Origin of the sequence: Arthrobacter sp. Bi26, assembly GCF_918697925.1 — a bacterium.
Classification (GTDB): Bacteria; Actinomycetota; Actinomycetes; order Actinomycetales; family Micrococcaceae; genus Arthrobacter.
This window is the reverse complement of sequence record NZ_CAKKMF010000072.1, coordinates 1-25,732: the sequence shown is the minus strand read 5'-3', so window position 1 is coordinate 25,732 and position 25,732 is coordinate 1. Positions and strand designations below refer to the sequence as shown.

30 protein-coding genes and 1 pseudogene are annotated in these 25,732 nt (G+C 64.3%); 13 read left to right on the top strand and 18 right to left on the bottom strand.

Going from position 1 to position 25,732, the window contains the following annotated elements; genetic code table 11:
- The 4 genes and pseudogenes from LQV16_RS17410 to purU form a co-directional block, all read left to right on the top strand.
- Positions 1–218 (top strand): annotated as a pseudogene (locus LQV16_RS17410) (lipoyl synthase); the annotation flags it as partial.
- Between the two features lie 60 nt (positions 219–278).
- Positions 279–1,115, top strand: coding sequence for a methylenetetrahydrofolate reductase (locus tag LQV16_RS17405; RefSeq protein ID WP_229995153.1), 837 nt, complete (start codon positions 279–281; stop codon positions 1,113–1,115).
- Positions 1,105–2,571, top strand: a complete 1,467-nt coding sequence (gene cycA / locus LQV16_RS17400; protein WP_229995152.1) for a D-serine/D-alanine/glycine transporter — start codon at positions 1,105–1,107, stop codon at positions 2,569–2,571. Before LQV16_RS17405 ends, cycA begins: the two co-directional genes overlap by 11 nt.
- A complete protein-coding gene (gene purU / locus LQV16_RS17395) occupies positions 2,568–3,509 on the top strand; it encodes a formyltetrahydrofolate deformylase (RefSeq protein WP_229995151.1) in 942 nt (313 codons plus the stop codon). The genes cycA and purU overlap by 4 nt, the downstream gene beginning before the upstream one ends.
- Positions 3,510–3,709: 200 nt before the next feature.
- Here purU and LQV16_RS17390 read toward each other — a convergent pair whose 3' ends face one another.
- From LQV16_RS17390 to LQV16_RS17350, 9 genes are all read right to left on the bottom strand, one after another.
- Complete coding sequence (locus tag LQV16_RS17390; RefSeq protein WP_229995150.1) at positions 3,710–4,102, bottom strand: VOC family protein; 393 nt, start codon at positions 4,100–4,102, stop codon at positions 3,710–3,712.
- A gap of 2 nt (positions 4,103–4,104) precedes the next feature.
- Positions 4,105–4,920, bottom strand: coding sequence for an ArsR family transcriptional regulator (locus tag LQV16_RS17385; protein ID WP_229995149.1), 816 nt, complete (start codon positions 4,918–4,920; stop codon positions 4,105–4,107).
- 72 nt (positions 4,921–4,992) lie between these two features.
- Complete coding sequence (locus LQV16_RS17380) at positions 4,993–6,255, bottom strand: NYN domain-containing protein (protein ID WP_229995148.1); 1,263 nt, start codon at positions 6,253–6,255, stop codon at positions 4,993–4,995.
- A gap of 172 nt (positions 6,256–6,427) precedes the next feature.
- A complete protein-coding gene (locus LQV16_RS17375; protein ID WP_229995147.1) occupies positions 6,428–6,898 on the bottom strand; it encodes a carboxymuconolactone decarboxylase family protein in 471 nt (156 codons plus the stop codon).
- Between the two features lie 148 nt (positions 6,899–7,046).
- A complete protein-coding gene (locus tag LQV16_RS17370; RefSeq protein WP_229995146.1) occupies positions 7,047–7,694 on the bottom strand; it encodes a TetR/AcrR family transcriptional regulator in 648 nt (215 codons plus the stop codon).
- A gap of 50 nt (positions 7,695–7,744) precedes the next feature.
- Positions 7,745–8,164 (bottom strand): DUF3040 domain-containing protein, encoded by a 420-nt coding sequence (locus LQV16_RS17365; RefSeq protein WP_290369390.1) that lies wholly within the window; start codon positions 8,162–8,164, stop codon positions 7,745–7,747.
- Between the two features lie 215 nt (positions 8,165–8,379).
- Positions 8,380–9,816, bottom strand: a complete 1,437-nt coding sequence (locus LQV16_RS17360) for an NAD(P)/FAD-dependent oxidoreductase (protein ID WP_229995144.1) — start codon at positions 9,814–9,816, stop codon at positions 8,380–8,382.
- Complete coding sequence (locus LQV16_RS17355) at positions 9,813–10,256, bottom strand: VOC family protein (protein WP_229995143.1); 444 nt, start codon at positions 10,254–10,256, stop codon at positions 9,813–9,815. Before LQV16_RS17355 ends, LQV16_RS17360 begins: the two co-directional genes overlap by 4 nt.
- Before the next feature lie 90 nt (positions 10,257–10,346).
- Positions 10,347–10,523, bottom strand: coding sequence for a hypothetical protein (locus LQV16_RS17350; RefSeq protein ID WP_229995142.1), 177 nt, complete (start codon positions 10,521–10,523; stop codon positions 10,347–10,349).
- 258 nt (positions 10,524–10,781) lie between these two features.
- On the opposite strand from LQV16_RS17350, the gene LQV16_RS17345 reads away from it, so the two are divergent.
- On the top strand, positions 10,782–11,279 hold the full coding sequence (locus LQV16_RS17345; protein WP_229995141.1) for a helix-turn-helix domain-containing protein: 498 nt from the start codon (positions 10,782–10,784) through the stop codon (positions 11,277–11,279).
- Positions 11,280–11,373: 94 nt separating this feature from the next.
- The gene (locus LQV16_RS17340; protein ID WP_229995140.1) at positions 11,374–12,609 is read left to right on the top strand and encodes an MFS transporter; all 1,236 of its coding nucleotides are present in this window, start codon (positions 11,374–11,376) and stop codon (positions 12,607–12,609) included.
- 50 nt (positions 12,610–12,659) lie between these two features.
- On the opposite strand, the gene LQV16_RS17335 is transcribed toward LQV16_RS17340, so the two are convergent.
- The 3 genes from LQV16_RS17335 to LQV16_RS17325 form a co-directional block, all read right to left on the bottom strand.
- Positions 12,660–13,244, bottom strand: coding sequence for a hypothetical protein (locus LQV16_RS17335; protein ID WP_229995139.1), 585 nt, complete (start codon positions 13,242–13,244; stop codon positions 12,660–12,662).
- A gap of 20 nt (positions 13,245–13,264) precedes the next feature.
- A complete protein-coding gene (locus LQV16_RS17330; RefSeq protein ID WP_229995138.1) occupies positions 13,265–13,522 on the bottom strand; it encodes a PEP-utilizing enzyme in 258 nt (85 codons plus the stop codon).
- Positions 13,523–13,661: 139 nt separating this feature from the next.
- The gene (locus LQV16_RS17325; protein ID WP_229995137.1) at positions 13,662–14,078 is read right to left on the bottom strand and encodes a hypothetical protein; all 417 of its coding nucleotides are present in this window, start codon (positions 14,076–14,078) and stop codon (positions 13,662–13,664) included.
- A gap of 213 nt (positions 14,079–14,291) precedes the next feature.
- Here LQV16_RS17325 and LQV16_RS17320 point away from each other — a divergent pair, with 213 nt between their 5' ends.
- A complete protein-coding gene (locus LQV16_RS17320; RefSeq protein WP_229995136.1) occupies positions 14,292–14,678 on the top strand; it encodes a nuclear transport factor 2 family protein in 387 nt (128 codons plus the stop codon).
- A 191-nt stretch (positions 14,679–14,869) separates the two neighbouring features.
- On the opposite strand, the gene LQV16_RS17310 is transcribed toward LQV16_RS17320, so the two are convergent.
- Positions 14,870–15,433 (bottom strand): CGNR zinc finger domain-containing protein, encoded by a 564-nt coding sequence (locus LQV16_RS17310; protein WP_290369389.1) that lies wholly within the window; start codon positions 15,431–15,433, stop codon positions 14,870–14,872.
- A gap of 239 nt (positions 15,434–15,672) precedes the next feature.
- Between LQV16_RS17310 and LQV16_RS17305 the strand changes: the two genes are divergently transcribed.
- From LQV16_RS17305 to LQV16_RS17290, 4 genes are all read left to right on the top strand, one after another.
- Positions 15,673–16,380: a type 1 glutamine amidotransferase domain-containing protein gene (locus tag LQV16_RS17305; RefSeq protein ID WP_229995135.1), complete on the top strand. Its 708-nt coding sequence runs from the start codon at positions 15,673–15,675 to the stop codon at positions 16,378–16,380.
- Between the two features lie 127 nt (positions 16,381–16,507).
- On the top strand, positions 16,508–17,218 hold the full coding sequence (locus LQV16_RS17300; protein ID WP_229995134.1) for an SDR family NAD(P)-dependent oxidoreductase: 711 nt from the start codon (positions 16,508–16,510) through the stop codon (positions 17,216–17,218).
- Between the two features lie 35 nt (positions 17,219–17,253).
- Positions 17,254–17,487, top strand: coding sequence for a 4-oxalocrotonate tautomerase family protein (locus LQV16_RS17295; RefSeq protein WP_229995133.1), 234 nt, complete (start codon positions 17,254–17,256; stop codon positions 17,485–17,487).
- A gap of 16 nt (positions 17,488–17,503) precedes the next feature.
- Positions 17,504–18,541, top strand: coding sequence for a nitronate monooxygenase (locus tag LQV16_RS17290; RefSeq protein ID WP_229995132.1), 1,038 nt, complete (start codon positions 17,504–17,506; stop codon positions 18,539–18,541).
- A gap of 68 nt (positions 18,542–18,609) precedes the next feature.
- Here LQV16_RS17290 and LQV16_RS17285 read toward each other — a convergent pair whose 3' ends face one another.
- On the bottom strand, positions 18,610–19,173 hold the full coding sequence (locus tag LQV16_RS17285) for a CGNR zinc finger domain-containing protein (RefSeq protein WP_229995131.1): 564 nt from the start codon (positions 19,171–19,173) through the stop codon (positions 18,610–18,612).
- A gap of 356 nt (positions 19,174–19,529) precedes the next feature.
- On the opposite strand from LQV16_RS17285, the gene LQV16_RS17280 reads away from it, so the two are divergent.
- The gene (locus tag LQV16_RS17280) at positions 19,530–19,775 is read left to right on the top strand and encodes a hypothetical protein (protein WP_229995130.1); all 246 of its coding nucleotides are present in this window, start codon (positions 19,530–19,532) and stop codon (positions 19,773–19,775) included.
- A 75-nt stretch (positions 19,776–19,850) separates the two neighbouring features.
- On the opposite strand, the gene LQV16_RS17275 is transcribed toward LQV16_RS17280, so the two are convergent.
- From LQV16_RS17275 to LQV16_RS17260, 4 genes are all read right to left on the bottom strand, one after another.
- Entirely contained in the window at positions 19,851–20,390 is a 540-nt protein-coding gene (locus LQV16_RS17275; RefSeq protein ID WP_229995129.1) for a TetR/AcrR family transcriptional regulator, read from the bottom strand.
- A 201-nt stretch (positions 20,391–20,591) separates the two neighbouring features.
- Positions 20,592–20,771, bottom strand: coding sequence for a hypothetical protein (locus LQV16_RS17270; RefSeq protein WP_229995128.1), 180 nt, complete (start codon positions 20,769–20,771; stop codon positions 20,592–20,594).
- A gap of 359 nt (positions 20,772–21,130) precedes the next feature.
- Entirely contained in the window at positions 21,131–22,438 is a 1,308-nt protein-coding gene (locus LQV16_RS17265; protein ID WP_229995127.1) for a cation:proton antiporter, read from the bottom strand.
- A 191-nt stretch (positions 22,439–22,629) separates the two neighbouring features.
- Positions 22,630–24,309, bottom strand: a complete 1,680-nt coding sequence (locus LQV16_RS17260) for a helix-turn-helix domain-containing protein (protein ID WP_229995126.1) — start codon at positions 24,307–24,309, stop codon at positions 22,630–22,632.
- Positions 24,310–24,450: 141 nt separating this feature from the next.
- Here LQV16_RS17260 and LQV16_RS17255 point away from each other — a divergent pair.
- Positions 24,451–25,732, top strand: a 1,282-nt coding sequence (locus LQV16_RS17255) for an alpha-hydroxy acid oxidase (RefSeq protein WP_229995125.1), incomplete at its 3' end; no start/stop codon positions are given.

The following is a 25,732-nucleotide window of genomic DNA, read 5'->3' as shown; positions in this document are numbered from 1 at the left end:
AGCCGCAGGAATTCGTGGACCTGCAAAACGAAGCGGACGAGATCGGCTTCCTCGGCGTCATGTCCGGGCCCCTGGTGCGCTCCTCCTACCGCGCCGGCCGGCTCTGGGCCACCGCGATGCGCAAGAAGGGCTGGGAAATCCCGGCCGAACTCGCCCACATCGAAAGCTCCGGCAGCACCCGCCAGGAAGCCAGCTCACTGCTGGCGGCTACGGCCTGAACAACCCAACCCTGATGCCAAAAACCTGATGCCCAAAAACCTGATGCATTGAGAGGACCAATGATGTTCCCCATCAGAATAGAAATCATCCCTTCCGAGGGAATCGTTGAGCGAGTCACGGACCTGGTGTCGTTGACCACCACGCTCACGGTGACCTGCCTGCCCCATCACGGCATCGAACGGACCATGCGCACTGCCGTGCAGCTTGGTGTGCTGGGCTACACCGTCATCCCGCACCTCGCCGCGCGGAGCCTGCGTGACCGGGCCGAGCTGACCCGAATCCTCCGCGACTGTGATGCAGCCGGCATCCGCGAGGCGTTTGTCATCGGCGGGGACCGGAAGCAGCCGGCCGGCCCGTATGAGTCCGCCCTTCCTCTGCTGGAGGACATCGCGCAGTACTCCGGCGGGATGATGCGGGCAGGCATTGCGGGCTACCCGGAGGGCCACCCCTCCGCCGGCCCCGTGGACATGCTGGACGCGCTCCTGGCAAAACAGCACCTGGCCTCGCACGTTGTGACCCAGATGTGCTTCGCCCCGGAGAAAATCCTTGACTATGCGGCGCTGCTGCGCCGCGAAGGCGTTGAGCTGCCCGTCTGGGCCGGGGTGGCGGGGTCCGTGCCCCGGGCCAAACTGGTCTCCCTGGCGACGCAGATCGGCGTCGGAAGTTCCCTGAAGTTCCTCAGCCGGAAGGGCCCGCTGGCGCGCAAGCTCCTGAGCGGCGACCGCTACTTCCCGCAAAGCCTGGTGTCCGGGCTGGAAAGCCAGCCTGGCAATCTCGCGGGCATCCATCTCTACAGCTTCAACAGCCTTGACTCTGTTCCCGGCGGACCGGGTCAGGCGCCCATCTCAGCAGCACTCCAGACAGCATTGATTCGAGGAGCAGCACGTGACAACTGAAACCGTAACTTCCCAGCAGGAACCGCATCTTGAGCGGCAGCTCAGCAATCGGCACATCCAGCTGATCGCCATTGGCGGCGCCATCGGCACCGGCCTGTTCATGGGCTCGGGCAAAACCATCTCCGCGGCCGGACCCTCCGTCATCTTCGTCTACATGATCATCGGCTTCATGCTGTTCTTTGTGATGCGGGCCATGGGCGAGCTCCTGCTAAGCAACCTGAACTACAAATCCTTCAGCGACTTCGCGGCGGATCTCCTCGGGCCCTGGGCCGGCTTCTTCACCGGATGGACCTACTGGTTCTGCTGGGTGATCACGGGAATCGCGGACGTCATCGCCATCGCAGGCTACTCCGAGGAACTCTGGCCGGGGCTGCCGCTGTGGATCCCGGGCCTGGCCACCGTGGCCATCCTCCTGCTCCTGAACCTCACCACGGTGAAGGCGTTCGGCGAAACGGAGTTCTGGTTCGCGCTGATCAAGATCATCGCGATCGCGGCGCTCATCGTGGTGGGTCTGTTCATGATCTTCAGCGGTTTCCAGTCCGACGCCGGCCCTGCCAGCTTCACGAATCTGTGGAGCCACGGCGGTTTCTTCCCGAACGAGTTCATGGGTTTTGTGGCCGGCTTCCAGATCGCGGTGTTCGCCTTTGTGGGCATTGAGCTGGTGGGCACCACCGCCGCGGAGGCCAAGGACCCGGAGAAGAGCCTGCCGAAGGCCATCAACTCCATCCCCATCCGCGTGCTGCTCTTCTACGTGGGCGCCCTGATCATCCTGATGTCTGTCACTCCCTGGACCCAGTTCCAGGCAGGCCACAGCCCGTTCATCGCCATGTTCTCCCTGGCAGGGCTCGGAGCTGCGGCAACGATTGTGAACCTGGTGGTGCTCAGCTCGGCCATGTCCTCGGCCAACTCCGGCATCTACTCCACCTCGCGCATGGTCTACGGGCTGGCGCAGGAGGGCGACGCGCCGTCGGTCTTCAGCAGCCTGTCCCGGCGGAAGGTCCCGCAGAACGCCCTGTTCCTGTCCTGCGTCCTCCTGCTCTCCGGTGTGGTCCTGATGTACGCCGGACAGGACATCGGCAAGGCCTTCGACATGGTGACCACCGTGTCCGCCGTCTGCTTCGTGTTCGTCTGGTCCATCATCCTGGCCAGTTACCTGGCCTTCCGCCGCCGCCGCCCGCACCTGCATGAGGCGTCCAAGTTCCAGATGCCGGGCGGAATCCCCATGGTCTGCGTGGTCTTCGCGTTCTTCGCCTTCGTTCTCTGGGCGCTGACCACGCAGCCGGACACGCTTCTGGCGCTCCTGGTCACGCCGGTCTGGTTCGTTCTGCTCGGCGCCGCGTGGTTCGTGCTGCGCCGGCGTCCCGCCCACCTGGCCCGTTATTCACGGTTCCAGGCCGAGCTCGCGCAGGAAGAGGCATCAGCTGTTGCACGAGAGCTTGAGAAGGTGCAGAAATGACCGCACAGACCCCAAAAAGCCCCGACCCTGCACCTGCGGAACCCGCTGCCACGGCAGAGCATGTCCTGACCGTCGACTGCGCGGAGTCGCCGGGCATCGTCCACGCGGTCTCGGGATTCCTGCTCGACCACGGCTGCGACATCCTGGACATCAAGCAGTACGGGGACAAGGGGCAACGGCACTTCTTTATGCGCGTCCACTTTTCCTCGGGTTCCTCCTCCGACTCCTCCTCCGACTCCTCCTCGCGCCAGGAGTCCTTCAGCACTGAGGACCTGCGCCGCGACTTCACGCCTGTGGCCGAGAAGTGGGAGATGAATTGGCAGCTGGAACCGCACGGCCGCAAACGCCGCGTCCTGGTCATGGTGTCCAAAATGGGCCACTGCCTCAACGATCTACTGTTCCGGGCGCGCACCGGCGACATCCCGGTGGAGATCGTGGCCGTGGTGTCCAACCACCGCGACCAGGAGGGCCTGGTCCAGTGGCACGGCATCCCGTTCTTCCACCTGCCAGTCACCAAGGACACCAAGCCCGAGGCAGAGGCCCGGCTAATGGAGCTGGTGGACGCCTTCGACGTGGAACTCGTGGTGCTGGCCCGGTACATGCAGGTCCTGAGCGATGAGCTCTCGGCCCAGCTGGCAGGACGGACCATCAACATCCACCACTCGTTCCTGCCCAGCTTCAAAGGCGCGAAGCCGTATCACCAGGCCTACGACCGTGGCGTCAAGACCGTGGGCGCCACGGCCCACTACGTTAACGCCGAACTCGACGAGGGCCCGATCATTTCCCAGCAGGTCATCGACGTGGACCACACGTACACCGCCGATGCCCTGGTGGCGGTGGGCCAGGACGCCGAATGCGCGGCACTCCGCAACGCCGTCCGCTGGCACTGTGAAGGCAGGATTCTGCTGCTCGGCAACCGCACCGTCATTTTGCGGTAGGCCATGAAACCGACAAATGTGCCGCGCTGCGAGTCATCTGACCGGAAGCGCGCCGATCGGCGGTTGCGCAGGGAAACCTGGGCTGTCATTCTCACAGCCGGTGCCCTGTTGGCAGTCATCCTGTCGCAGGCACTGTCCTATGGAAACTGACTAAACGAAAGCGGACGACGGCGGGAGGGCCCGGCATCGTCCGCTGGCCGCTATTGGCCGGCGGGTTGGAACAACTCGACTACGTTGCCGGACGGATCTTCCAGCAGGATCTGCTGTCCGCCTGGGCCGGTGACGATGTCGTTCCGGAACGTGAGGCCCGCTGCGCGCAGCCGGTGCACTTCGGCCGCGATATCGCCCACGATGAGGTGGATCCGGTTCCATCCTCCCGGCGCTGGCACCGCGCCGTCCGGCATGGGCCGGCCTGCCGAGCTGCTTGGCCCGCTCAGGAGGAGCCGCAGCCGGCCGCGGGTGACGTCGGCGAACGCCGGTGCGGCGCTCATCCTGAGGGTGAACCCGAGGTGCTTTGTATAGAAGTCGACCGCCGCATCGACGTCGGCCACCATGTATCGGACGCTGACCAGTTCCGTAAGGTCGTTGGGCATTTCTAGCTCCTTTCCGAACTCGTTTGGGAGTTTTCGATTGCGTAAAGCAGGAACTGGATCCGCGTGTTCAGTTCCTCTGCGGTGCGAACAAACGCCGGATAACTGTCCTGACTGGCTGCCTCGGCCGCCGGATCGGGGATGCTCCAATGCACCATCGCCGGCGCCCCCGGGAAGTCCGGGCACACTTCCCGCACGCGGTCACAAAGGCTGATCACATAGTCGAAGCGCTGCTCGGCGAACTCACTCAGATGCTTGGAGCGGGCGCCGCTGATGTCCATGCCACGCTCACCCATCACGCGCACGGCGTTGGGGTGCAGGTCTTTGGGGTGGCTGCCGGCGCTGGCGGTTTCGACCCGTGAGCCGCCCAGGCGCCCCAGGATCGCCTCGGCCATCTGGGAGCGGGCGCTGTTGCCCGTGCACAGGAACAGCACCCGAACGGGTGACTGCGCGCGTGACTGACCCGGCGGTCCGCCAAGACCGTCCGCGGGCAGTGCCAGCTCAGCCGGGACCAGCCGCAGGCCGGCGTGAAGCGCCGCGCCGGATGCGGCAAGCCGTTCGCGATAGGCAGCCAGGTTGAGGCTGCAGTACGTGTCACGTCCGTCAGCCGAGCTGCGCCGCATGGTCACCAGACCGGCTGCGCGCAGTTGGCCAAGATGGTAGGAGGTCAGGCTCTGCCTCTGACCCACCAGCGCCGTTAGTTCGCGCACCTGCCGGTCGCTGCGGGCCAGCTCGCCCAGCAGCTGCCACCGCACGGGGTGTCCAGCCAGGCGGAGGAATTCCGGCGCCGCCTGATCCTCTGGGGATATGGTGTGGCTCACGCCACAATTCTATCAATTCAGATAGATCGATCAAAGAGGTTTGATTGATCTATCTGAGGGCGGGACGCAGCGCTACGCCCGGGAGTCGCCTGGGCCGGACTCCAGCAGCCCGCCGCCGGCCCAGCGCCTGAGCGCGAGCTTCTCGGCGTCGTCGAACTCCATGAGGGCAAGCCGGCACAGCTCTTCCACGTTTCTGGCCCATGCGGCGGCGAGTTCCTGGGCCGTCATTTCCTCGGAGAGGGAACCTCCCGCGTACACCACGCCCTGGATCACAAAGTTGACGGCCGAGCGGGATACCGGCTGCCCGGCCGCAACGCAGTCGTCCCGGACCACGCGGGACAGCTCGTTTCGAGTGACCGGCTGCTCATGGAGCCTGGCCGCCATGGCCTCGAGCAGCTGACGGAACTGGGCGGCGGAGAGTGCAGGCACATCAGTGACCCGGGCAACCCGTTCCTCGATGCCGGGCCCGTCCTCAGCCTCGGCGGGCAGATCGTCGCCGGAAAACCTCTGCGCGTCCCAGACCCAGCCACCCCGTGCAGCGGAATATTCAACGCCGTGGCCGATCTGTGCCACCCAGCTACCAAACTTTCCCCAGCCGCCCCAGTCGGTCTTCAGCGAGGGATCGGCCGTGAGTGCCCGGTGAGCCACCATGGCCCCGACAACCGGGCCCGGGGCAGTCCGGACAAAGTCGCAGACCTCTTTGGCCGCGCCGGAGAGAGTCGTGGCCTTGGACTTCGTCGTCTTCACTGCCCCTTCTGCCCGCTGCGTCTGGACAGATGCCACGGCATGGATCTCGGCCGAGGTCCCGTTGAGAATTGCCACGAAGTCGTGCGACTCCACCACGCTGTCCGCCATCTCCCGGTAGGCGAACGCCACGGCGCCGGCCGCGATCACCGTCGTCATGCGGTCAGCCGCCCGGAACCGCTGGACCAGCGACGTGAAGTCCGCGTCCGCCGACGCGACGAAGAATTCCTCAACATGTGCCGCGCCGGACAGGGCATCCATCGCGTCCAGCACCAGGTTGATGTCGGTGCTGGACTTGCCCCGCTGCGTGAGGGAGGGGCAGTCGATCACACGGAAGCCGGCACGCGTCCAGTACGGCCTGTACTTGGAGTAGATCACCGGATTGAGGTAGCAGTTGCGGATCAGGAAGCGCCGGGATTCCTCGCCCGCGCCGCCGGCGGCCAACGCTTCCGTCCAATGCTTGGGATCCTCAGCGAATCTCTTGGCGGCCGCCGGGTCCAAGGCCATCAGGCCGGTGTAGACGTTGTCGAAATCCACGAACATCGCGGCGCGGATGCCAGGCCGCCTGGACTGGGGGAGAGGATCGCTCATCGGCTTAGTGTGCCAGCAAGAGTGGGGACGTACCAGATGTGACCTTCACTGTGGCGGCCAGTCGCGGTTCTGGGCCTTCTGGCGCGTCGTCGTAAGCGGTGCGGCGGACCGGGCCCGGGACGCCGGCGCGATTCTCAGCGCCGCTGGGGACCACCCGGATCAATGACGTCGGTCATCCCTTGGGTACTACTGGGTAGGAACTGGTGAGGGCGATTCGGTTGAAGGAATTGATGCCGACCGTCATCCAAGTGACCGCTGAGACCTGCTGTGGGGTGAGGAAGTCAACGGCTTCCTCGTAGAGGCGCCGGTTCGCATGCGAGTCGGCTATCCCGGTGACGTACTCGCTGAGGCTCAGCGCGGCCTGTTCCTGCTCCGTGAAGTAGGACGTTTCCCGCCATGCCGGCAGGACCGCGAGGCGTTCACTGGTCTCGCCCTTCTTGATGGCGTCGCCCGTGTGGAGGCGCATGCAGAAGGCGCAGCCATTGATCTGCGAGGTCCTGATTTTTATCAGTTCGATTAGCAATGCCGGCAGGCCTGCGTCTTTGGCGGCAGCATCGGCCTGTGCGGATAACGCAATCGCCACCTTGTACAACTCCGAGTGTTCCTTGGCTACGTTGATGTTGATAGGGGTTATGACAGACATATTCTTTTCAATCCTGTTCTTGGGTAAGTCCGGTGAAGGGGGCTTCCTCGGCTCTTCGTCCAGTCTGCGAAGTCGAGTGACCAGACGCCAAAGAAGTGGGACGAAGTTGCCGGTAGCGTTCCACCCGAAAGAGAGGAAAACTCGCAGGTTATTTCGTTCGGCTCTGAGCGTGCGCCGTGGAGATTCCGCGCAGTGCAAGGTCGGTCAGGGCCGCAACGAAGGGCTCATCAATGCGCTGCCCGCTGACGAGCAGGCGGTGATGGACTGCGCCGTAGATCGCATCAATCGCGGTTCCTAGGTCCACTTCCTTGCGGATCTGTCCCCGGCGCTGGCCCTTGAGGAGGATGACCAACAACGATTTCCGGCGCTCCTGCAACAGGGTTGCCCGATACAGCTGGGCAAATTCGTCATCGTTAATCGCGTCGACGATCAACCCCGAGACGGTGGAGGCAGCGCCGGCGAAGTTCAGGCAGTGGGCCAGCTTCATCAGGTACGTCCGAAGGTCCTCGATCGCGTTCCCCGTGTCCGGCACAATGGTGAGTTTGTTGGTCTTGTACGTGTAGGCCTCGAGGATGAGGGCCTGTCGGGAGGGCCAATACCGATAGATCGTGGACTTGCTGACGCCGGATGCGCGCGCGACCGCATCGATGGTCACCGACGGGTAGCTGAGCCGGTCTATGAGATCCACGGTGGCCAGAAGCACCGAACGCCGAGTTTCCGTCGTGGGTCCACCGACCTTCGCGGTCGCACCGCTCGAACGGGAAGTCAACGTGGGCCCGTCACCTTGGACGCGCATCCGGTCCTCCTCTCCCCGCAATGGCTTCGCAGATTGTCGCCGATTCAGCTTTACACCCACCAAAACAGGCCCCACAAGGCCCAGTCTCCGAAGGCGTCCCTGAAGGGACGTCGATCCTTGCCCGCTTTTGTCCTTTCGGCCGATTCCGGTTTTTGAAAGGTCGGCGCAGGTGCTCTGTTTTTGGCTACCGAAGTGTGCCTCATGGCGAGAAACGCCCCGACGATCATCACGGCAAAACCGAGGACACCGACCAGGATGTTCGGAACGGGGCCCTGAAGCGCTGCGCCCAGCAGCAGGAGCAGAAAGCCAGCCACCACGGTAACTGCCCCGGCGACGATGTGGAGGGCAGAGCGGTTAGGGGCCGGCACTTCTTCCATCGCCTTGGCGAATGTGGGGTGGTCCTCTTTGAACTGCTTCTCGAGCTGCTCAAGCAAACTTTTTTCGTGTTCCGAGAGGGGGCTGTGGGACATGGAGTGCCGATCGTTTGGTAGGGACTTAGTGGGAGGAGCCCCGGCGCAGAGGTCCGTGAAGTCGTCTTGTCAGGTGACGCGGACAGGGCCGACGACGGCGGTGTCGTCTCCGCCAGATGGGGAGAGGACACCGTCGCCAGGCTTGGGACAAACGCACTGTCATGGCGTCCGGGCGAGCAGGCGCCGCTCGCAAGAGGCAGCGCCGAGGGGGCCCGTTACCGGGTCGGGCGCCCGTATCCTTCGAGAAGCCGGAGCCAGACCTCGTTGACCGTGGGGTAGGCCGGTACCGCATGCCACAATCGGTCCAGCGGGACTTCTGAGACGACCGCGATTGTCGCGGCCTGCAGCAGTTCGCTCACGTCCGGGCCGACGAACGTCACGCCAAGAACGACTTTCCGCTCTTCGTCAACGACCATCCGGGCGGTGCCGGTGTAGCCGTCGGCCCGCACACTGGCGCCGGCGACGTGCCCAATCTCGTAGTCGACTACCTTGATGTCGTAGCCGCTCTTCCGTGCGGCCGCGGCGGTGAGCCCCACGGACGCGATCTCGGGGTCGGTGAAGGTGACCTGCGGCACCGCCTGGTGGTCGGCGGTGGCCACATGGGTTCCCCATGGCGCGTCCGATACTGCTGCTCCGGAAGCGCGGGCGGCGATAACGTCACCGGCCGCCCGGGCCTGGTACTTCCCCTGGTGGGTGAGCAGGGCCCGGTTCGTCACGTCGCCGGCAGCATAGAGCCAGTCGAATCCCGGAACCAGCATGGTGTCGTCAGTCTCGATCCACGCCCCGGGCTTGAGGCCGATCGAATCGAGGCCTATATCTCCAGTGCGGGGTGTACGACCCGTCGCGACGAGCACCTCCTGGGCGGAGATGGTCCTGCCGTCCCCGGTTTCGATGGTGACGCTGCTTTCGTCCCGGGTGATGCGGGTGGTTTTCGACTCGAGAATGACGTGGACACCCTGCGCACGGAGGGCTTCCGCAATTAGCTCACCAGCGAACGGCTCCATGCCTGAGAGCAGCCCGCTGCGGGAGACCAGGGTTACTGCCGTGCCAAAGGCGGCGAAAGCTGTCGCCATCTCGGTGGCAACAACGCCGCCGCCGATGATCGCCAGGCTTTCAGGGACGGCCCTGATGCTGGTGGCCTCCCGGCTGGTCCACGGCCGGGCATCAGCGAGTCCGTCGATGTCGGGCAGGAGCGCGTCTGATCCCGTGGCAACGGAGACGGCGTGGCGGGCGGTGAGCAGCGTCGTAGAACCGTCCGTGGCCGTGACAGTGACTTCCTTGGGGCCAGTGAGCCGGCCCTGACCGCGCACCAGGGCAATGCCGGCGCTTTCGAGCCACCTCACCTGGCCGCTGTCGGACCAGTTGCTGGCGAACGAGTCCCGCCGTGCCAGCACGGCCTGCACGTCGAGTTCACCGGTCACGGCCTGCGCGGCCCCGGGAACCTGACGGGCTGCCCGCAGCACCTGGGCGGAGCGCAGCAGCGCCTTTGATGGCATGCATGCCCAGTAGGAGCACTCGCCCCCCACGAGCTCGCTTTCGACAATCACGGCGCTCAGGCCACCCTGGACGGCGCGGTCGGCGATGTTCTCTCCCACGGCGCCGCCCCCGAGCACGATCAGGTCGTATTCTGCTGAACCGCTGTGGGTGCTCAACGTCCGGGCGCCCGGGTGTTGATTTCCTGGAGAAGCCAGCTGTTGCCGTCCGGGTCGCTGAACGAGGCAAAGGACTGGTAGTCGGCGCGTTCCGGGTGCGGGCCCGCAACGCGGTGCTGGTTGTCGAGGTTGAAGATGAATCCCTTCGCGTAGTGGAATACCTCGGAGACGTCGACGCCCTTTTCAGCGAGGTCGGCCCGGGTCGCGAGGATGTCCTTGACGGCGAAAATCTGGTTCTGGAGTGATCCGGGTGCGGCAGCGGTGATGCTCTTGCCGATCATGATCGATGCTTCCGACCCGGGAGGGGTCAGCTGCGCCACCCGGAAGTCCTCGCTGGCGATGTAGTCGATATCGACGCGGAATCCGAGCGACTCGTAGAAGGCCTTGGCCCGGTCGACGTCGGAAACGGGAACGAACAGTACTTCTAGCTTCAAATCCATGATGTTAATCCTTTGTGTTGAGTTTGCTGAGTGGGTTGGTGGTTTTTGTACGGCAACAGGCTGCGCCGGTTGCCCGGGGGGGCGGAGACCCTAACCGGTGGTGAGCCGGTGCCCAGCCGCGGCGAGAGCGCGGGTCATGTGTTCCGCGTACCACTGCGGCCATTCGGTGTCGTACACCCCGCCCAGGACTTCGGCTTCGTAGATGCCGTGAGCAGCCGCGGCCTGCTTGAGTGCGTCTGTCAGTATCTCGGTGGTGGACTGCGCCATTTGTGGTTCCTTCTCAGTGGGTTTGACGGTCTACGTGCTTCCGCTGCCCGGGAGGGGGCGGGATCTTGGGGGGAAGTGCTGAAGAATGCGGCAACCACTTCTGCGTCACCGGTTCAACTGGTAACGATATTGGCATGCAGTTCCGTCACCTGTCAAGAGGGTGACGTTTGGATGGAACCTTCATTCAGCTAGCTTGACATTTTGGTAGTCAGCCGCCACGATCTAACTACTACAACTGGAAGTTAGGCAGGTGGGTCGATGTCAATCAAACTCAAAGGCGCGCTCGAGGATCGGGGCGCCTGGCGGATGGAGAACTGCTCCATCGCCATGACGATGGAAATAATCGGAACCCGGTCATCGATGCTCATCCTGCGGGAGGCCATCTACGGCACCACCCGATTCGACGACTTCGTGCGACGGACAAAAGGCACCGATGCCATAGTTTCCGCCCGGCTCAAGCAACTTACGGATATTGGCCTCTTCGAGAAGCGTCCGTACCAGGAAGAGGGCAAGCGGAAGCGCTATGAGTACGTCCTGACGCCGAAGGGTGCGGATCTCATGCCGGCGGTGTTCGCGCTGATGCAGTGGGGCAACCGGTATTTGCAGTCCGACGACGGCGGCCCGTTGCGCCTCGTGAAACGCGGCACGGACATTCCAGTCGTTATCGGACCCCATATCGAATCGGATGCGCAGCTCGGGTTCGACGATCTCGAAATTGCCGCAAACGGCAACTGGATCGAGCAGGGGCACGCCTGATCAGTCAGCGCCGCGCTGCCCCGGGCGCCGGATCACAACATACAAATCAACTACGTTGCCGGAGATCGTTGGCCGGCAGAACAGAAGCCTTTCAATGTCGTCTAATACAACCCTCGAAACTCGTCCACCGGCCGCTCCCCGTCGCTCCAAGCTTCCTTCCGGGGTAGCTTTCACGGGGAGCGCGGTCACCTTCATCAGCCTGTACCTGGCGGCGGGTGCGCCGACGCCACTGCTCGCTTTCTACCAAGAGCGGTGGGGCTTTCCCGCGGCGGTTCTGACCCTCGCGTTCGCCGTCTACGCGATCGGCTTCCTTGCGGCCATGCTGACCGTCGGTTCACTCTCAGACCATGTAGGCCGGCGGCCCGTGCTGATCGGTGCACTCTTCGTTCAGCTCGTGGCGACCCTGATGTTCCTGGCAGCGCCCGACATCGGGTGGGTGATCGCCGCCCGCGTTGTGCAGGGCCTCGCCACCGGCGCTGCCACCAGCGCATTCACAGCCGCCCTCGCCGAACTCGCACCGCCGAACCGAAAGAAACTGGGCAGCATCCTTGGCAGCGTCGGCATGACCGCAGGGCTCGCTGTTGGCGCATTGCTTGCGGGGTTCGCCATCCAGTTCACGCCCGAGGCGAACACGAGCATCTTTGCCGTCCTCGCCCTCGTGACCGTCCTGGGGATCGTCGTCGTCGCGCTCTCTCCCGAGAGCGTGACCCGCACACCCGGGGCGTTGAGTTCCCTGATCCCGCGCATCTCCGTTCCGCCGGCTGCCAGAAGAGAATTTGCCGCCGCCGCCCCCGTGATAGCCGCAATCTGGATGCTCGCAGGTCTGTCCCTCGGACTCGCGCCGACAATCGTACGCAACGTCTTCCACTTGAACAGCGGCCTGGTCAACGGCCTCAGCGGTTTCATTGCGCCGGCAACTGCTGCTGTCGTGGCTGTCGCCTTCGGGCGGCTTAGCCCTCGGAACGGTATGACTCTTGGGATCTATGCGTCCATCGCCGGGACCATCGGCGTCGTGACCGGCGTGCTCGCCGGAAGCCTTGCGCTCATGATCGCCGGGCTGGTCATTACGGGTGTCGGCTTCGGGGCAGCCTTTTCCGGATCACTGCGCCTGATCATGCCGCTGGCCGGCCCCCAGCAGAGGGCGGGCATCGTGGCAGCCATTTACGTTGTCGCCTACATCGCGTTCGGCCTGCCCGTCATCATCGCTGGCCAGCTCGCCGCCCCGCTGGGCCTCATGCCGACGGTTGTCGGATATGGAGGCGCGACTGTCGTCCTCGCGCTGATGAGCCTCATCTCGCAGTTCGGCATCAGCCGCGGCCGTCATGAGTGAAGGGCGATCAGAGTGAAAGAGAGAGCAGGTCTTGGGTCTGCATGGAGTGTTCACCTCGGGATGCCGAGGGTGGCGATGAGGTCTTCGTGCAACTCGAACCATACGCGGTGGAAGGAGTCACGGTCTGTGGCTGTGAGCCAAGCCGGTTCCGTGGCTGCGTTTGCCACTGCTTGTTCGAGGCGTTTCGCGTATCCGCCGAACCGCGATAACACCGCGGTCAGGCGGACTTCCAGATCGCTTAGGGACGCCGCCGCCTGGGCGAAGGTTTGATGTGTTTGCTCGTCGATCCCACCATTTGGCTGATCTCCATCGGCGAGCCAGTGGAGTTGGAGTTTGCTGCAGGCGGCCACGACGTCTGCGTTCAGCGGTGCAAACTTCGCGTGCACGGCCGTGACAACTGCATAACCGCCTGTGCTGTCCAGTTCCGCCGCCAGGAGCCGTTCGTTTTCAGTCCTGCCCGCGACTGTCAGGGACCAGCCCCGGGTTCCCCCGAATGAGGAGCGCAACGCCCACCCTTTCGCGCCGGCATCAATAAGGAGTCGTTCGGCGTGGTGCGGATCCTGGCCGAACCGCTCTGCAACTGACTCAGTGTCGGCGAAGCCAAGCAGCCTCATGGCGTGGAGGGTGAGCATCATTGATGGTTGCTGCGGGCTCGTCATGGACCCGCTCCGGGACTTGCCGGTTTCCCGTGGACGGTTCCATGAGTTCCGTCCACCATGAGCGTCGTTCCGGCAGTGATACGGGTCAGGGCGTCCGTTATCCCCAGCACGGCGGGGATGCCGTATTCGCGGGCGACGATAGCGGCATGCGAAAGCATCCCGCCCGTTTCCGTGATGACTGCAGCGACCACCCCGAACAGTGGTGTCCAGGCGGGGTCAGTCGTGCGGCAGACCAGGACGTCGCCAGGGGTCACCGCGGAGAATTGATCGAGGCTCTGAACGGTGCGCGCAGTCCCGCACGCGGTACCCGGGCTGGCACCGATTCTGGTGAGAACGGCGCTGGCGTGATCCAAACTTTCTGTCCCGGCTTTGGCCGGAGAGGTAGATTCCATGTCAGCCCACCGCACCCGTCTCGGGCCTGCCGGACAGCCGGTCGAGTCTCTGCTGCGCGGCCTGCGCCGAGCGGAGACCAAGGCTCTGCGCAATCTGTGCCCAGGTCAGCCCCTCGGCCCGTGCCAGGAACAGGAGCGCGGTTTCCAGACCATCCATCTCGGCCCGGGCGGCTGAAATAAGGGTGAGGCCCGCCCGCAAGTCCAGACCATCCACCGCCGCTCCGCTACCGGTCCCGTTGGCCCGCCACAGGACGTGCTGGACCAGGTCGCTCGCGGAAGGGGGTTGCCGCTCACCCAGCCAGGGCCTGGGCGACAGTTCGGAAGCGCCTCTGTCCAGCAACACCCGCGTCGCCTGGCTTTGGCGGAGAGCCTCTGCAGCATCGCGGGACTCGCCACTGGCTCCGTTGATCTCGTTCATTCCGGCCTCCGTTCCCGTCGGCTCTACGCCCGCCGACACCACCACTTTCTGGCATCAACATCGTGTTGTCAACAATTGGTTGATGCGACGCGTGGATCTTCCCGTCCCACGCCCCGGCCGCTAGGCTTCTGGGCAACGATGTGACCACCCGCGGATTCTTCGCTTGCCCTTGGCCCCTTAGGGAGCCTCTCCGCTGCTCAAGAAAGGTCCCTCATGCCGGACTCCAGCGTCGAAGGGATCGCACGCTCCTACATCCAGGCCGTTGGCTCCCACGATATGGAAGCCCTTGAAAACCTGCTCGGTGAGGATCTTGTAGCCACTTTCGCCGGCACGACCCTCGACAAGGCCGAATGGACCACGGCACTCAAGCGCCTGCTCCCGGCCCTCGTCCGCAATGGGATCCGGGAGGTCTTCACCGCGCAGGACCGTGCCTGCGTCGTGTATGACTTCATCACCGATACGGCTGCTGGGGCCGTGAGGTGCATCGAGTTGCTCACCATCAACGCAGGCAAAATCCGCGAGATCGAACTTGTCCTGGACCGGGTCGCCTTCGCCCCCGTCAATGAGGCCCTGAACGCGCGGGTGCCGCCGGCCCAATAAGGACTACCATCAGCTTTCCGAGCTCTCAGAGATCCGAGGTGCCGCGCGGCTGGACCGTCTTCGGGTGAGGGTGGGTCAGTCGATCCGCTCGGCCAGGGACACGATATTCCCCTCCGGGCCGCGCACGTAGGCCATGCGCCAGATGTTCTCATACTGGCCGATGTCGCCGACCGGCCCGTAGCCGTCCACGGTTATTTGCCGGCTGCAGGGACGAGCCTCTCTTCTCTTTTGCGGGCGCGGTAGGCGGCAGCTTTCATCTTGTTGCCGCAGGGGTCCATGGCGCACCACTCCCGGCGCGCTCCCCGGGACCGATCGATGTAGACCCGGGTGCACTCGTGGTTCGCGCACTCCTTGAGCAGCGGCACGTCGGGTCCGCTGAAGACCTCGATGGCATGCCGTGCCACCGTTGACAGCGCCTCTATTGGGGTCGCTTCCGTCACTCGCCCGTCAGGCGTGAGCTGCGGGACGGCCGGCGGTGTGCGGGCGGCGTCGTTCACGATGGAGAGGGCGTCGCCGTCGTAGTCATCCCCGGCTATTTTGGTGTGAACGAGGGAGTAGATGGCCTCCCGGATCACGATGGCCTGCTCAAGGTCGGCCGGTTGAAATTGGGTGTCCCCGTCGATAATGCCCGATTGACGGAACCAGGCGTCCAGGCTCTCAGGCGACGAGAACATCTCCAGCGGTGTCCCGAGCCGTGAGCGCACCGTTGCGGCGAAGTCGAGGGCCGGATTGCCGCAGACGAATGAATGCTTCATGTCACCAGTTTGACAGGTGACGGCATTCAGTGCAACGATTGCGTCACCTGCTTAACCGGTAACGGTTCCGAGGGTTGTGGAGAGCGAGTGACGGTCGTACCGGCCCTCAGTAAATTGTTAACGGTCCGCGTAACGAAACCGCGGACGCCCCTCCACCAAACAAGCGGGCCGCCTGTCTATTCGAATTGGCGCGTCGCAGTTATTTAATTCACCGTTTATCTATTGATTGGAAAAGCAAAATGAAAAAGGTCCTTATGGTCATTTCCGGAGCTACCACCTGGGAGTTGAAGGACGGCTCGAAGCATCCGACCGGCTTCTGGGCGGAAGAGTTCGTGGTTCCTGACCGCATGTTCCGGCAGGCGGGCCTGGACGTCACCATCGCCACGCCCGGGGGCGTCACCCCGGTTGCGGACGAGCTCAGCCTGGCACTGGAGATGAACGGCAGCGATAAGCAGAAGGTAGAGGAGTTCCGCGCTTACCTCGCCGACTCCAAGGAGAACCTGGCCGCCGCCGTCGCTCTGGAGGAGGTCGATCCCAGCGAGTACGATATCGTCTTCGTCCCCGGCGGACATGGTCCCATGCAGGATCTCTCGACCAATGCCGATATCGCACGGATTTTCGAGGCAACGCTCGATGACCCCACCAAGGTTGTCGCCTCTCTGTGCCACGGGCCCGCCAGCTTCAGCACAGCAACCCGCGACGGGCAGTGGCTGTTCAAGGGCCGGCGCCTGACTGCGTTTCTGGATGAGGAAGAAGCCCAGGCTGGCTTCGCTGACAAGGCACCCTGGCTTCTTGAATCCCGCCTACGCGAGTACGGCGCCATCTTCGAATCCGGGCCTGCCTGGGGTTCGTACGTCGTCGTGGACGGCAACCTGGTGACCGGACAGAATCCCGCTTCGGCCGAGGAAGCAGCTAAGGCGGTCCTCGATCTGGCCGCCCGGGCCTGATCTTTCCTCACGCACCGGCGCTGGCACTGCACCTGCACCTGCTGCTGCCAGCGCCGCCACCAACACCTCTCCCCGGAGACATCATGAGCAAAAGCAAGAAAATAGTCGCTATCACTGGAGCCACATTATGAGTCAAAGCAGGAAAACAGTCGTTATCACTGGAGCCTCACAGGGAATCGGTGCTGGCCTTGTCCAGGAGTTTTTGAAGCGGGACTACAACATCGTTGCTTCCGCACGAACCATCGAGCCCGTCGATGACCCAAGAGTCCAGGTCGTCCGGGGTGACATTGCCGACCCTCAGACCGCGGATCGGATTTTCGAGACAGCCATGAAGCGCTTCGGCCGCGTAGACACGGTCATCAACAATGCCGGTCAGTTCTTGTCCAAGCCCTTCACCGCGTACAGTGCCTCCGAGTTCGACCAGCTCGTAGCGGTCAATCTCGCCGGGTTCTTCCATGTCAGCCAAAGGGCGGTCGCCATCATGGAGGCAGCGGGATCCGGGCATATCATCAACATCACCACCACTCTGGCCGACCAGCCGAGCACAGACGTGCCGGCGATGCTCGCCGCACTGACAAAGGGCGGACTGAATTCGGCCACAAAGTCCCTCGCCACCGAATACGCAAGCCGTGGGATCCGGGTCAACTCCGTGTCTCCGGGCGTCATCAAGTCCCCGATGCACCCGGTAGAAACACACGCGCAGCTTGCGGGACTGCATCCTATGGGCCGCCTGGGGGACATAGACGAGATTGTCCATGCCGTCGTCTTCCTTGAAGAAGCCGAGTTTGTTACCGGTGAAATCCTTCACGTCGACGGCGGCCAGCACGCCGGACGATGACCACATACCTCTACTGAAGAACGGAATAATCAGTCATGCCTATTGTCACCATTGACATCACAAAAGAAGGATCGACTCCGGCTGCGACAGCCGCCACCGCTGCCGAAAAGGCCGCCATCATCAGGGGCGTCAGTCAGGTGCTGCTTGACGTCCTTAATAAACCCCTCGCCTCCACGTATGTCGTGATCAATGAAGTGGACACCGACAACTGGGGATGGGGCGGGCTGCCAGCGCTCGAATACCGGCGGACTCTGCGCGACGCAGCGTAACGAAGGGACCGGCATCATGAACACGTCCACGAGGAATCAATCCCGCTTCGATATCGCCGCCCTGCCACTGCCTGTCATCCAAGCCCCGATGGCGGGCGGCCCGTCTACTCCACAGCTTGCGGCCGCCGTGAGCTCCGCGGGAGGACTGGGGTTCCTGGCCGCGGGATACAAAACAGCGAGCAGTATGGGCGCCGAGATCAACGCTGTCAGGGAACTCACCGACGCCCCATTCGGCGTCAATCTCTTCGTCCCCCAGCCCTCGACAATACGGCCGGACGTCTTACAGCAATACGCACTCTCCCTCGCCGGCGACGCATCCCGCCTTCACGTCGACCTCGGCGATCCCAGACACGATGATGACGATTGGCAAAACAAACTCGACGTCCTCTACGAACTTGCCCCCGCCGTCGTTTCTTTTACCTTCGACGTGCCGGAGGCGGGTGTCGTCACCGCGCTGCAGGAACGAGGGGCATCAGTGACAGTGACGGTCACCTCGCGCGCCGAAGCGAAGCTGGCGATAGCCGCAGGGGCAGACGTGCTCTGCGTCCAGGGGCCCGAAGCTGGTGGGCACAGGGGTACGTTCGATGCAGCGGGGCCGGCAGGGACTACACCCCTGCACGTGCTGCTCAATGACTTGTCCGACCTGGAGATCCCGTTGATTGCAGCAGGCGGCATTGTCACGGGGGCAGATACGCGGGCTGCGATTTCGCGGGGTGCGGTGGCGGTCCAGGCCGGCACTGCGTTCCTGAGGGCAGACGAAGCGGGGACCGGAGCGGTGCACCGGGCGGCCCTGTCCTCCGATGAATTCCCGACGACAACCGTCACGAAGGCCTTCTCCGGGAGGTATGCGCGGGGTCTGTATAACGACTTCATGAGGCAGCACGACCTCGAGGCGCCCTTCGGATATCCGGAAATTCATCACCTAACCCGTCCGCTGCGGGTCGCCGCAGCCGGGGCAGGTGATCCCCACCGTATTAACCTCTGGGCGGGCACCGGATTTGACCGCTCCATCGTCGGTCCAGCCCGATCCATCCTTGCCCGGCTCACCACCTGAGCGCAGGAACCGGGATCCCTTCGCATCAATGCCTTAGCTTCAGTGCTTCCTCCGCTGAAGCGCGGCGGTTATTTGCTGGCTGCAGGGACGAGCTTCTCTTCTCTTTTGCGGGCACGGTAGGCGGCAGCTTTCATCTTGTTGCCGCAGGGGTCCATGGCGCACCACTCCCGGCGCGCTCCCCGGGACCGATCGATGTAGACCCGGGTGCACTCGTGGTTCGCGCACTCCTTGAGCAGCGGCACGTCGGGTCCGCTGAGGACCTCGATGGCATGCCGTGCCACAGTTGACAGCGCCTCTATTGGGGTCGCTTCCGTCACTCGCCCGTCAGGCGTGAGCTGCGGGACGGCCGGCGGTGTGCGGGCGGCGTCGTTCACGATGGAGAGGGCGTCGCCGTCGTAGTCATCCCCGGCTATTTTGGTGTGAACGAGGGAGTAGATGGCCTCCCGGATCACGATGGCCTGCTCAAGGTCGGCCGGTTGAAATTGGGTGTCCCCGTCGATAATGCCCGATTCACGGAACCAGGCGTCCAGGCTCTCAGGTGACGAGAACATCTCCAGTGGTGTCCCGAGCCGTGAGCGCACCGTTGCGGCGAAGTCGAGGGCCGGATTGCCGCAGACGAATGAATGCTTCATATCACCAGTTTGACAGGTGACGCTTCCAAATGCAAAAATCGTCACCTGCTTAACAAGTCACCGGTCGAGAATCCCGTGGCCATTGCAGTCCATCCCCTCAACAAGAAGAAGATCACATGCCCGACCGCAACGTGGGACCAACCACCGGCTTCTGCGCGATTCGCGCTTTCCTCCGTCGAAGGGGGAGGCCCGAAGGGGCGAAGAAACCCAGCATGACCAAACCCAGCATGACCAAATCGAGCGTAGGGAGGACCGCCGAACAGGAACGGCATCCGCTCCGGTATGGCGACAAAATCCCAGACGCCCACTTCTGGTGGTTCTAGTCGTGCAGCGCAGGCCAACGAAAAGAGATGCAATTGCGTAAGAACATGCTTGCCGTCGGCCTGCTCGGCGTCGTACTCACTAGCGGCTGCGCCTTAGGCAGCAACGCTCCCGGCAGGGCCGCCGGCGCCGTCAAGGACGGGGCGAGAAGGGAAACCATCGGCAGTGCCGCGTCAGAGAACTTTGCCCGGCAGCTCTACGGGTCCAGTCCCATGGGCGCGGCGAGCCCCACTGCAGCGGCCGGGGTTGACCCCGCGGGCCTGGTGCCGGCTACAAGCTGAACCGAGGGGTATGTAGCACGCCCGCGCCAGCATTTTGTCCGGCAACCTAGGCCAGGATATCGGTGCTGACGGTTTCTAGGAACGCCTCAAGGGTGCGCGTGACTTGGTGAGCTTGGCGCGGGCGACTGCGCCTTCGAATCCGGACACGATAAAGGAGGCCATCCGGTAGGCCTCTCCCTTGTTGGTGATTTCGCCGGCTTCCTGTGCCGCGGCGATGGCGGCGGCCAGTCTCACGGTCCACGACTCCAGGGCCTGCTCGACGACCTCTGTCACCGCTGCGCTTTGCGAAGGCATCTCGTTGGCGAAGTTGCCAAGGAGGCAGCCACGTTTGAAGCCATCAGCCTCGGCCATTCGCGTGACATGTGCCAAGTGTTCGTGGATCCGCCGGAGCGGCGATGTGCCGGGGCCGTCGAGGAGTTCGACGTGAGTAGTGGCACGATAAAGCGCGACGGTCTCGACCGCAAGCGCTTCCTTACTGTCAAAGAAATGGTAGAAGGAACCCTTTGGGACACCGGCTGCCCTGGTGATGTCGAGCACCCCGGTTGCTGAATATCCGTTTGCGTGAAAGAGTTCGAGCGCCGTGGCGCTGATGCGTTCTTTTGTACCGACAGCCATGTCGCCGACCTCCCTGTGATCGATTGCCGATTCTCCTAGACTGGACCGGTCGTCTACTCGACGCAAATCGCCGGGGAATGCGCCCAGCGCGGCGCGGACACCGTCACACGCTACGGCGCGACTGATAAACGGACAACGACGACGGCGGGAGGTGGCTCCCGCCGTCGTCGTTTGGTATTGCCAGCTGCCTGGAACCCGGCTTTAGGCTCCCTGGTTGAGGCTGAGCGTGAAGGTGTTCGGGCCGCTGGCGTGCACCGCGATGTTGCTCTTGGCGGTGTTGTGGCGCTCCGAGTGTTCGTGGATCAGTGCGTCCAGCTCGTGGTGCATCGTGGAGCGGTCCCAGAGCTTGTGGGTTACAGAGGTGGCAGTTTCAAACGTCATTGTTCAGTGCTTCCATTCATGAATCCGGAGGTCCGGCTGCCGCACCGATGCGGAGCCGCCGTGGGGCCAAACCAGGAACGCCTGAGACCTTGGGCAGCTCTTTGAGCTCACCGGTTTGGCCTCATTGCGTCCACCAGGATGGGTGCCCCAAGCTCACTGCGGACGCGTAGCGTCGGAGGGAACGTCAGGGCTGCGTGGGCGGGAACCGTTGTTTCCCACTTTGCCTTTCCATAGTGCACAGCGTCGCAGGGGAGGCTCAAGCCAGATGGCGAAAATTGGCGCGTGAGACTGATCACAGCTGCCCGGCCGGCGCGAAAGACGACGGCGGCCCGGGTTCATTGCGGATGGCCGAGCGGCGCCTAGGACCGGGGCCGTTTCGGCCAAAGCCGCACAGTGGGCACATGCATGTGCACGTGCACGCGGCTCAGGCCCCGGGCAGGTGCGGGTGTGACCGGCACTGGCCCGCCAGGTTCTGGTCCCGCTGCGGCGGCGGCCCGTCCATAGCGGGCGGCCAACGGCGCGGCGCTGAATCCATGCGCCAGGACGCTGAGCAGCACGGTGGCCGTGATGACGCCCACAGCCTCGTCGGACACCGGTCCGACGGCTTCCAGCGCCAGCAGTGCGAACACGAGGGAAGCGAGGCCGCGCGGACCGAACCAGCCCACAAACAGGATGGTGTTCCGGTCGAGGCCGGCACCAATCGAGGCCAGTGCCACCGGAAGCATGCGCACCACCGTGAGGCTGAGCACGGCATACAAGATGGTCAGGGGGACGAAGTGCGAAAGCATGGTCGGAACGGCGATGGCTCCGAAGGCCAGCCACACGAGCAGTGACGCCAGGCCGCCCACCTGTTCGACGAAGACCAGGGCGGCCGGGGCCCGGTGACCGGCGCACGTGCCGAAGGCCAGCCCAGCACAGAACGCGGCGACGAATCCGTTGCCGCCCACGGCGACGGCGGAGGTGTAGGCGAGCAGGCTCAGGGCAAGGACTCCGATGCCGGCGAAGTCCTCGGCGGCGATACCGCGCCGGCGGGCCAGCTGCAGCAGCCACCCGCCCAGTGCACCCGTTGCTGCGCCGACACAGGCGCCGATGAGCAGCTCGACGGCCGCGCTGCCGGGAGCGGCAGCGCTCTCCAGGCCTGCTGCGGCGGCTGCACCGGCGATCGCGACCATGACGATCGGGGTGGCGATGCCGTCGTTGAGGCCGCTCTCGACGGTGATCAGCTGGCGGATCCGCGACGGCACCACCGGATTCGTCACCACGGGGACCCCGAGGGCGGCGTCGGTGGGGGCCAGCGCCGCGCCTACGAGGAGGGCCAGCCACAGCCCGAAGTGGGGGAAGAACCAGGCGGCCAGGGCCCACCCGAACACGATCGTCAGAGGCAGGCCGACACCCAGCAGCCGCACATACCGGCTGACGTCCCGGCGCAACTGCTGGAGCGGCAGGCGGGCGGCGTCGGAGAAGAGCACCCACACCAGGGTGATCTCGACCAACGGAGTGACAGCCTCCGGGGGCGCGGAGCCATCGACCAGACCGGACCAGTTGAGGGCCGCGCCGACCGCAATGAACACCATCGGAGCGGTCAGGTCCGCCTGCTGCAGCCGCGCCGACACCAGCGCCCACCCGAACAGGGCGGCGGTGATGAGGGCTAGGACGGTCATTTCCATGACGGCTCTGTGCTCGCTTCCGTGCGCCCCGCTTGCGGGTTGCCCCATTCCAGCACCCGAATCGGTCCGCCCACGGGGACCACGCTCCCTCCGCCGCATAGCGCACTAAACGTTCCCTGCGCTCACTTTCCCTACAGTTCAGTGAACCCCTCTCCCCGACACTGCGCCAGAGAATTTAGCCCCATGCTGCCCTACTCCTGCACCGCCGGCGTCGCTTTAGGAGCCAGGTCCATGGTTGTCAGGCGCAGCCAGAGCCAGAGCCGCTGCTGAGGGTCGTCCAGATCGAGGTCAAAGTCCTTGGCCAGGCGCCCCACCCGGTAGCGGACGGTGTTGTTGTGCACGTGGAGGCGTGCGGCCATCGCGGAGATATTTCCGTTCGACGTCAGGTAGGCCCGCAGGGTCTGAAGATAGTCGGTTTGTTGGTCGGCGTCGTGGGCCTGGATCCTTGCGATGTCGTCGAGATCCGCAAGCCCGTTGTCGTCGATGAATGCCCCGATTTTCAAAAGGTTCAGCGGGATCCGGTGGTCCTCGAAGAGCCCGGCAACGGAGGGCCGCCCGCCGCTGTCGCCCGGCACCGCCGGGTGCCGGTGGAGCAAATATTGCAGCGTTTGCAGCGCTTCAGCCCTGGATCGAGGCAGGTCTTCCAGCCTGGGTGCGATGCCTCCGACGGCGGCGATGATCGGGTAGGAACTGATCGTGTGTGCGTACGCCCCGATCTCCTGGGCTACGCGCCGGTGCACGGTCCTCGGGCTGGTTCCCCCGCAGGGCAGAAGGGCGTAGACCACCGAGCCAATGAGGGCGGTGTGGCTGGTTTTGAACTGGATGTTGCAGACAGTCGTGACAAGGTGCAGCAGCCGGTGGATTTCGCGTACCGACTCCAGGGTCCCGGACTCCGGGCGGTTGATTGAAAAAGCCGCGACCGCGAGTCCTTGGGCGGCATCGAGCCCGAGCTGGGCGGCGGCAAAGGACGCGTGGACAGTGTCGTCCATCAGCGTTCGAATCAAGTCCCCGTTCCGGCGTTCGCCAAAATCGGACGCCGACCGGGCATGGAGCATATGCAGTCCTGCCAGCGGCGCCATCCTGTTGAGCGCCTCCAGGGCCGTCTGCCGCTTGTCGTCGCCGGGGTCGATGATCCAGATCGAGCCGAGCAGTTCACCGCCGGCTCTCACGGCAAGGGCCAGCCGGGGCATCTCATCATCTACGGCCGGGATCAGCACCGCACTCCCGGACGCATAGACGATCTTGAAATCCGCGTCGAAGGCGGGCGGCGTGACCTCCTGCAGGGAGAGCGTGGTGACGCGGCGCAGTTCGTCGATGGGCTGGCCCGGCAGGGTCGAATAGCCAAGCACCCGTCCGAGCGGGTCCACGATGCTGGCTGCGCCGCTGGTGATGGACGCGGCAGCGTTGGCGAATGCGTAGAGATCCCCGAGCCGGACCCCTGAGACGGAATCGACGGCGGCGCCCATGACCGACGCCCGGGCCAGCGCCACCAGCCGCGTCCAATCGGCATTGCCGGGTGCGACCAGGACCGCGAGGCTGTGGCGGACCGCGGCGGATTGCAGCTCGTCCAGGGACGCCCCGTGGGCCTTGACGATCACTGCGGCCGCGTTGCTGTTGGACGCCCGGTGCAGCAGCTGGTCAAAATCCGGCGAGCCGCAGCTCAGCCCGACAGCCAGGATGATCCGGTCCTCGATGCTGGTCCATGCGTCCATGGGGTCATACATGAGGACGTCAGAGACGGGATGGGCGAGGTTGTCCGGCGCGGGATTGGCGTGCACCAGATCGGCCTGCATGAGCTGGATGCAGTCGGACAACCGCACCACCGCAGCGTTCTGGTCGAGCTCAGCAACTGGCTGTTCCCCTGGATCCATGCATGGACGATATCACAGGTCAAAATCAATTCTTTTGGAGGAATCAACATGTAGGCAAGGTGAGATCTTCGTCACCATTGAGGGACGCAGTTGATCGAGCGTTCCACGCAGGACATACACGCAAGACATAAAGGACGCGATATGAGAATGAAAGACATCAAGTCACTGGCGGCGGTTCAAGGCCCCGCCCGGTCAGTGGCGGAACGGCTGTCGCGGCGGTGCTACAGCGTTGAAGACATGCGGAAACTGGCCGCCAAACGCCTTCCCGGGAGCGTGTTCGACTACATCGAGGGCGGCGGCGAGGACGAGGTCTCCCTGCGGCGCAACCGGACGTCCTTTGATGACTGGGCCTTCCTGCCGAAATGGGGATCGGTGGAGCGCCTGGACCTCAGCTCAACCCTCCTGGGCGGCCGGGTTGCGATGCCGCTGACCCTGTCCCCAACCGGGGGCACCAGGTTGTTCCACCCCGACGGCGAGTCCGCGGTGGCCCGCGCGGCCCTTGAGGCCGGCGTTCCCTACGGGCTGGCACACTTGAGCACCACCACTATGGAGCACGTCAGCGCCGCCGCACCAGGGCTGCGGCGATGGTTCAACCTCGAGCCCACGGCGGACAAAGGCCTCCTGCAGGCTGTTCTGGACCGGGTCTCGAACGCCGGTTACGAAGCGCTTGTGGTCAACGTCGACTGCCGCGCCATTGGTCACCGGGAACGCGACTACCGCAACGGATTCACCGCCCCGCCGTCCATCAAGCCCAAGACCGTCATCGAAGGGGCACTGCACCCCCGATGGGCCCTTGGATTCCTGGCCAACGATGCGATCGCCTTCCCGAACCTGGACGCGGAAATCCCTGAAGGCCCGCTCTCCAGCACCCCTGACATGTGGCGGACCCTGCTGGCGGGGTCCTACGAACCGACCGACTGGGACGACATCCGGGACCTAAGGGAGCGGTGGAACGGTCCCATCATTCTCAAAGGTGTGGTCAACCCCAGGGACGCCGTCATCGCAGCCGGGATCGGCATCGACGCCATCCAGGTCAGCAACCACGGCGGCAGGCAGCTGGACCACATGGCTTCGGCCCTGGACGTACTGCCCGAAATTGTCGAGGCGACGGCCGGCCGGATTGAAATCATCGTCGACGGCGGCATCCGCCGCGGCTCCGACGTCGTCAAGGCCCTGGCCCTCGGCGCCGACGCCTGCTCGATCGGGCGCCCCTACCTGTACGGGCTTGCCGCCGCCAGCCAGGCAGGCGTTGCCCATGTCCTGAAGCTGCTGGCAGCGGAAATGACGCGCACCATGATGCTCCTCGGAGTATCCACGATCCAGGAGCTGCGCGACGAGGGCCGCGACCTGATCCGGCACCGCATCGAGGCCTTCAGCGGCACCCTTCCCCCCGAAATCGCCCCTGCCCAACATCCCCAGGCCC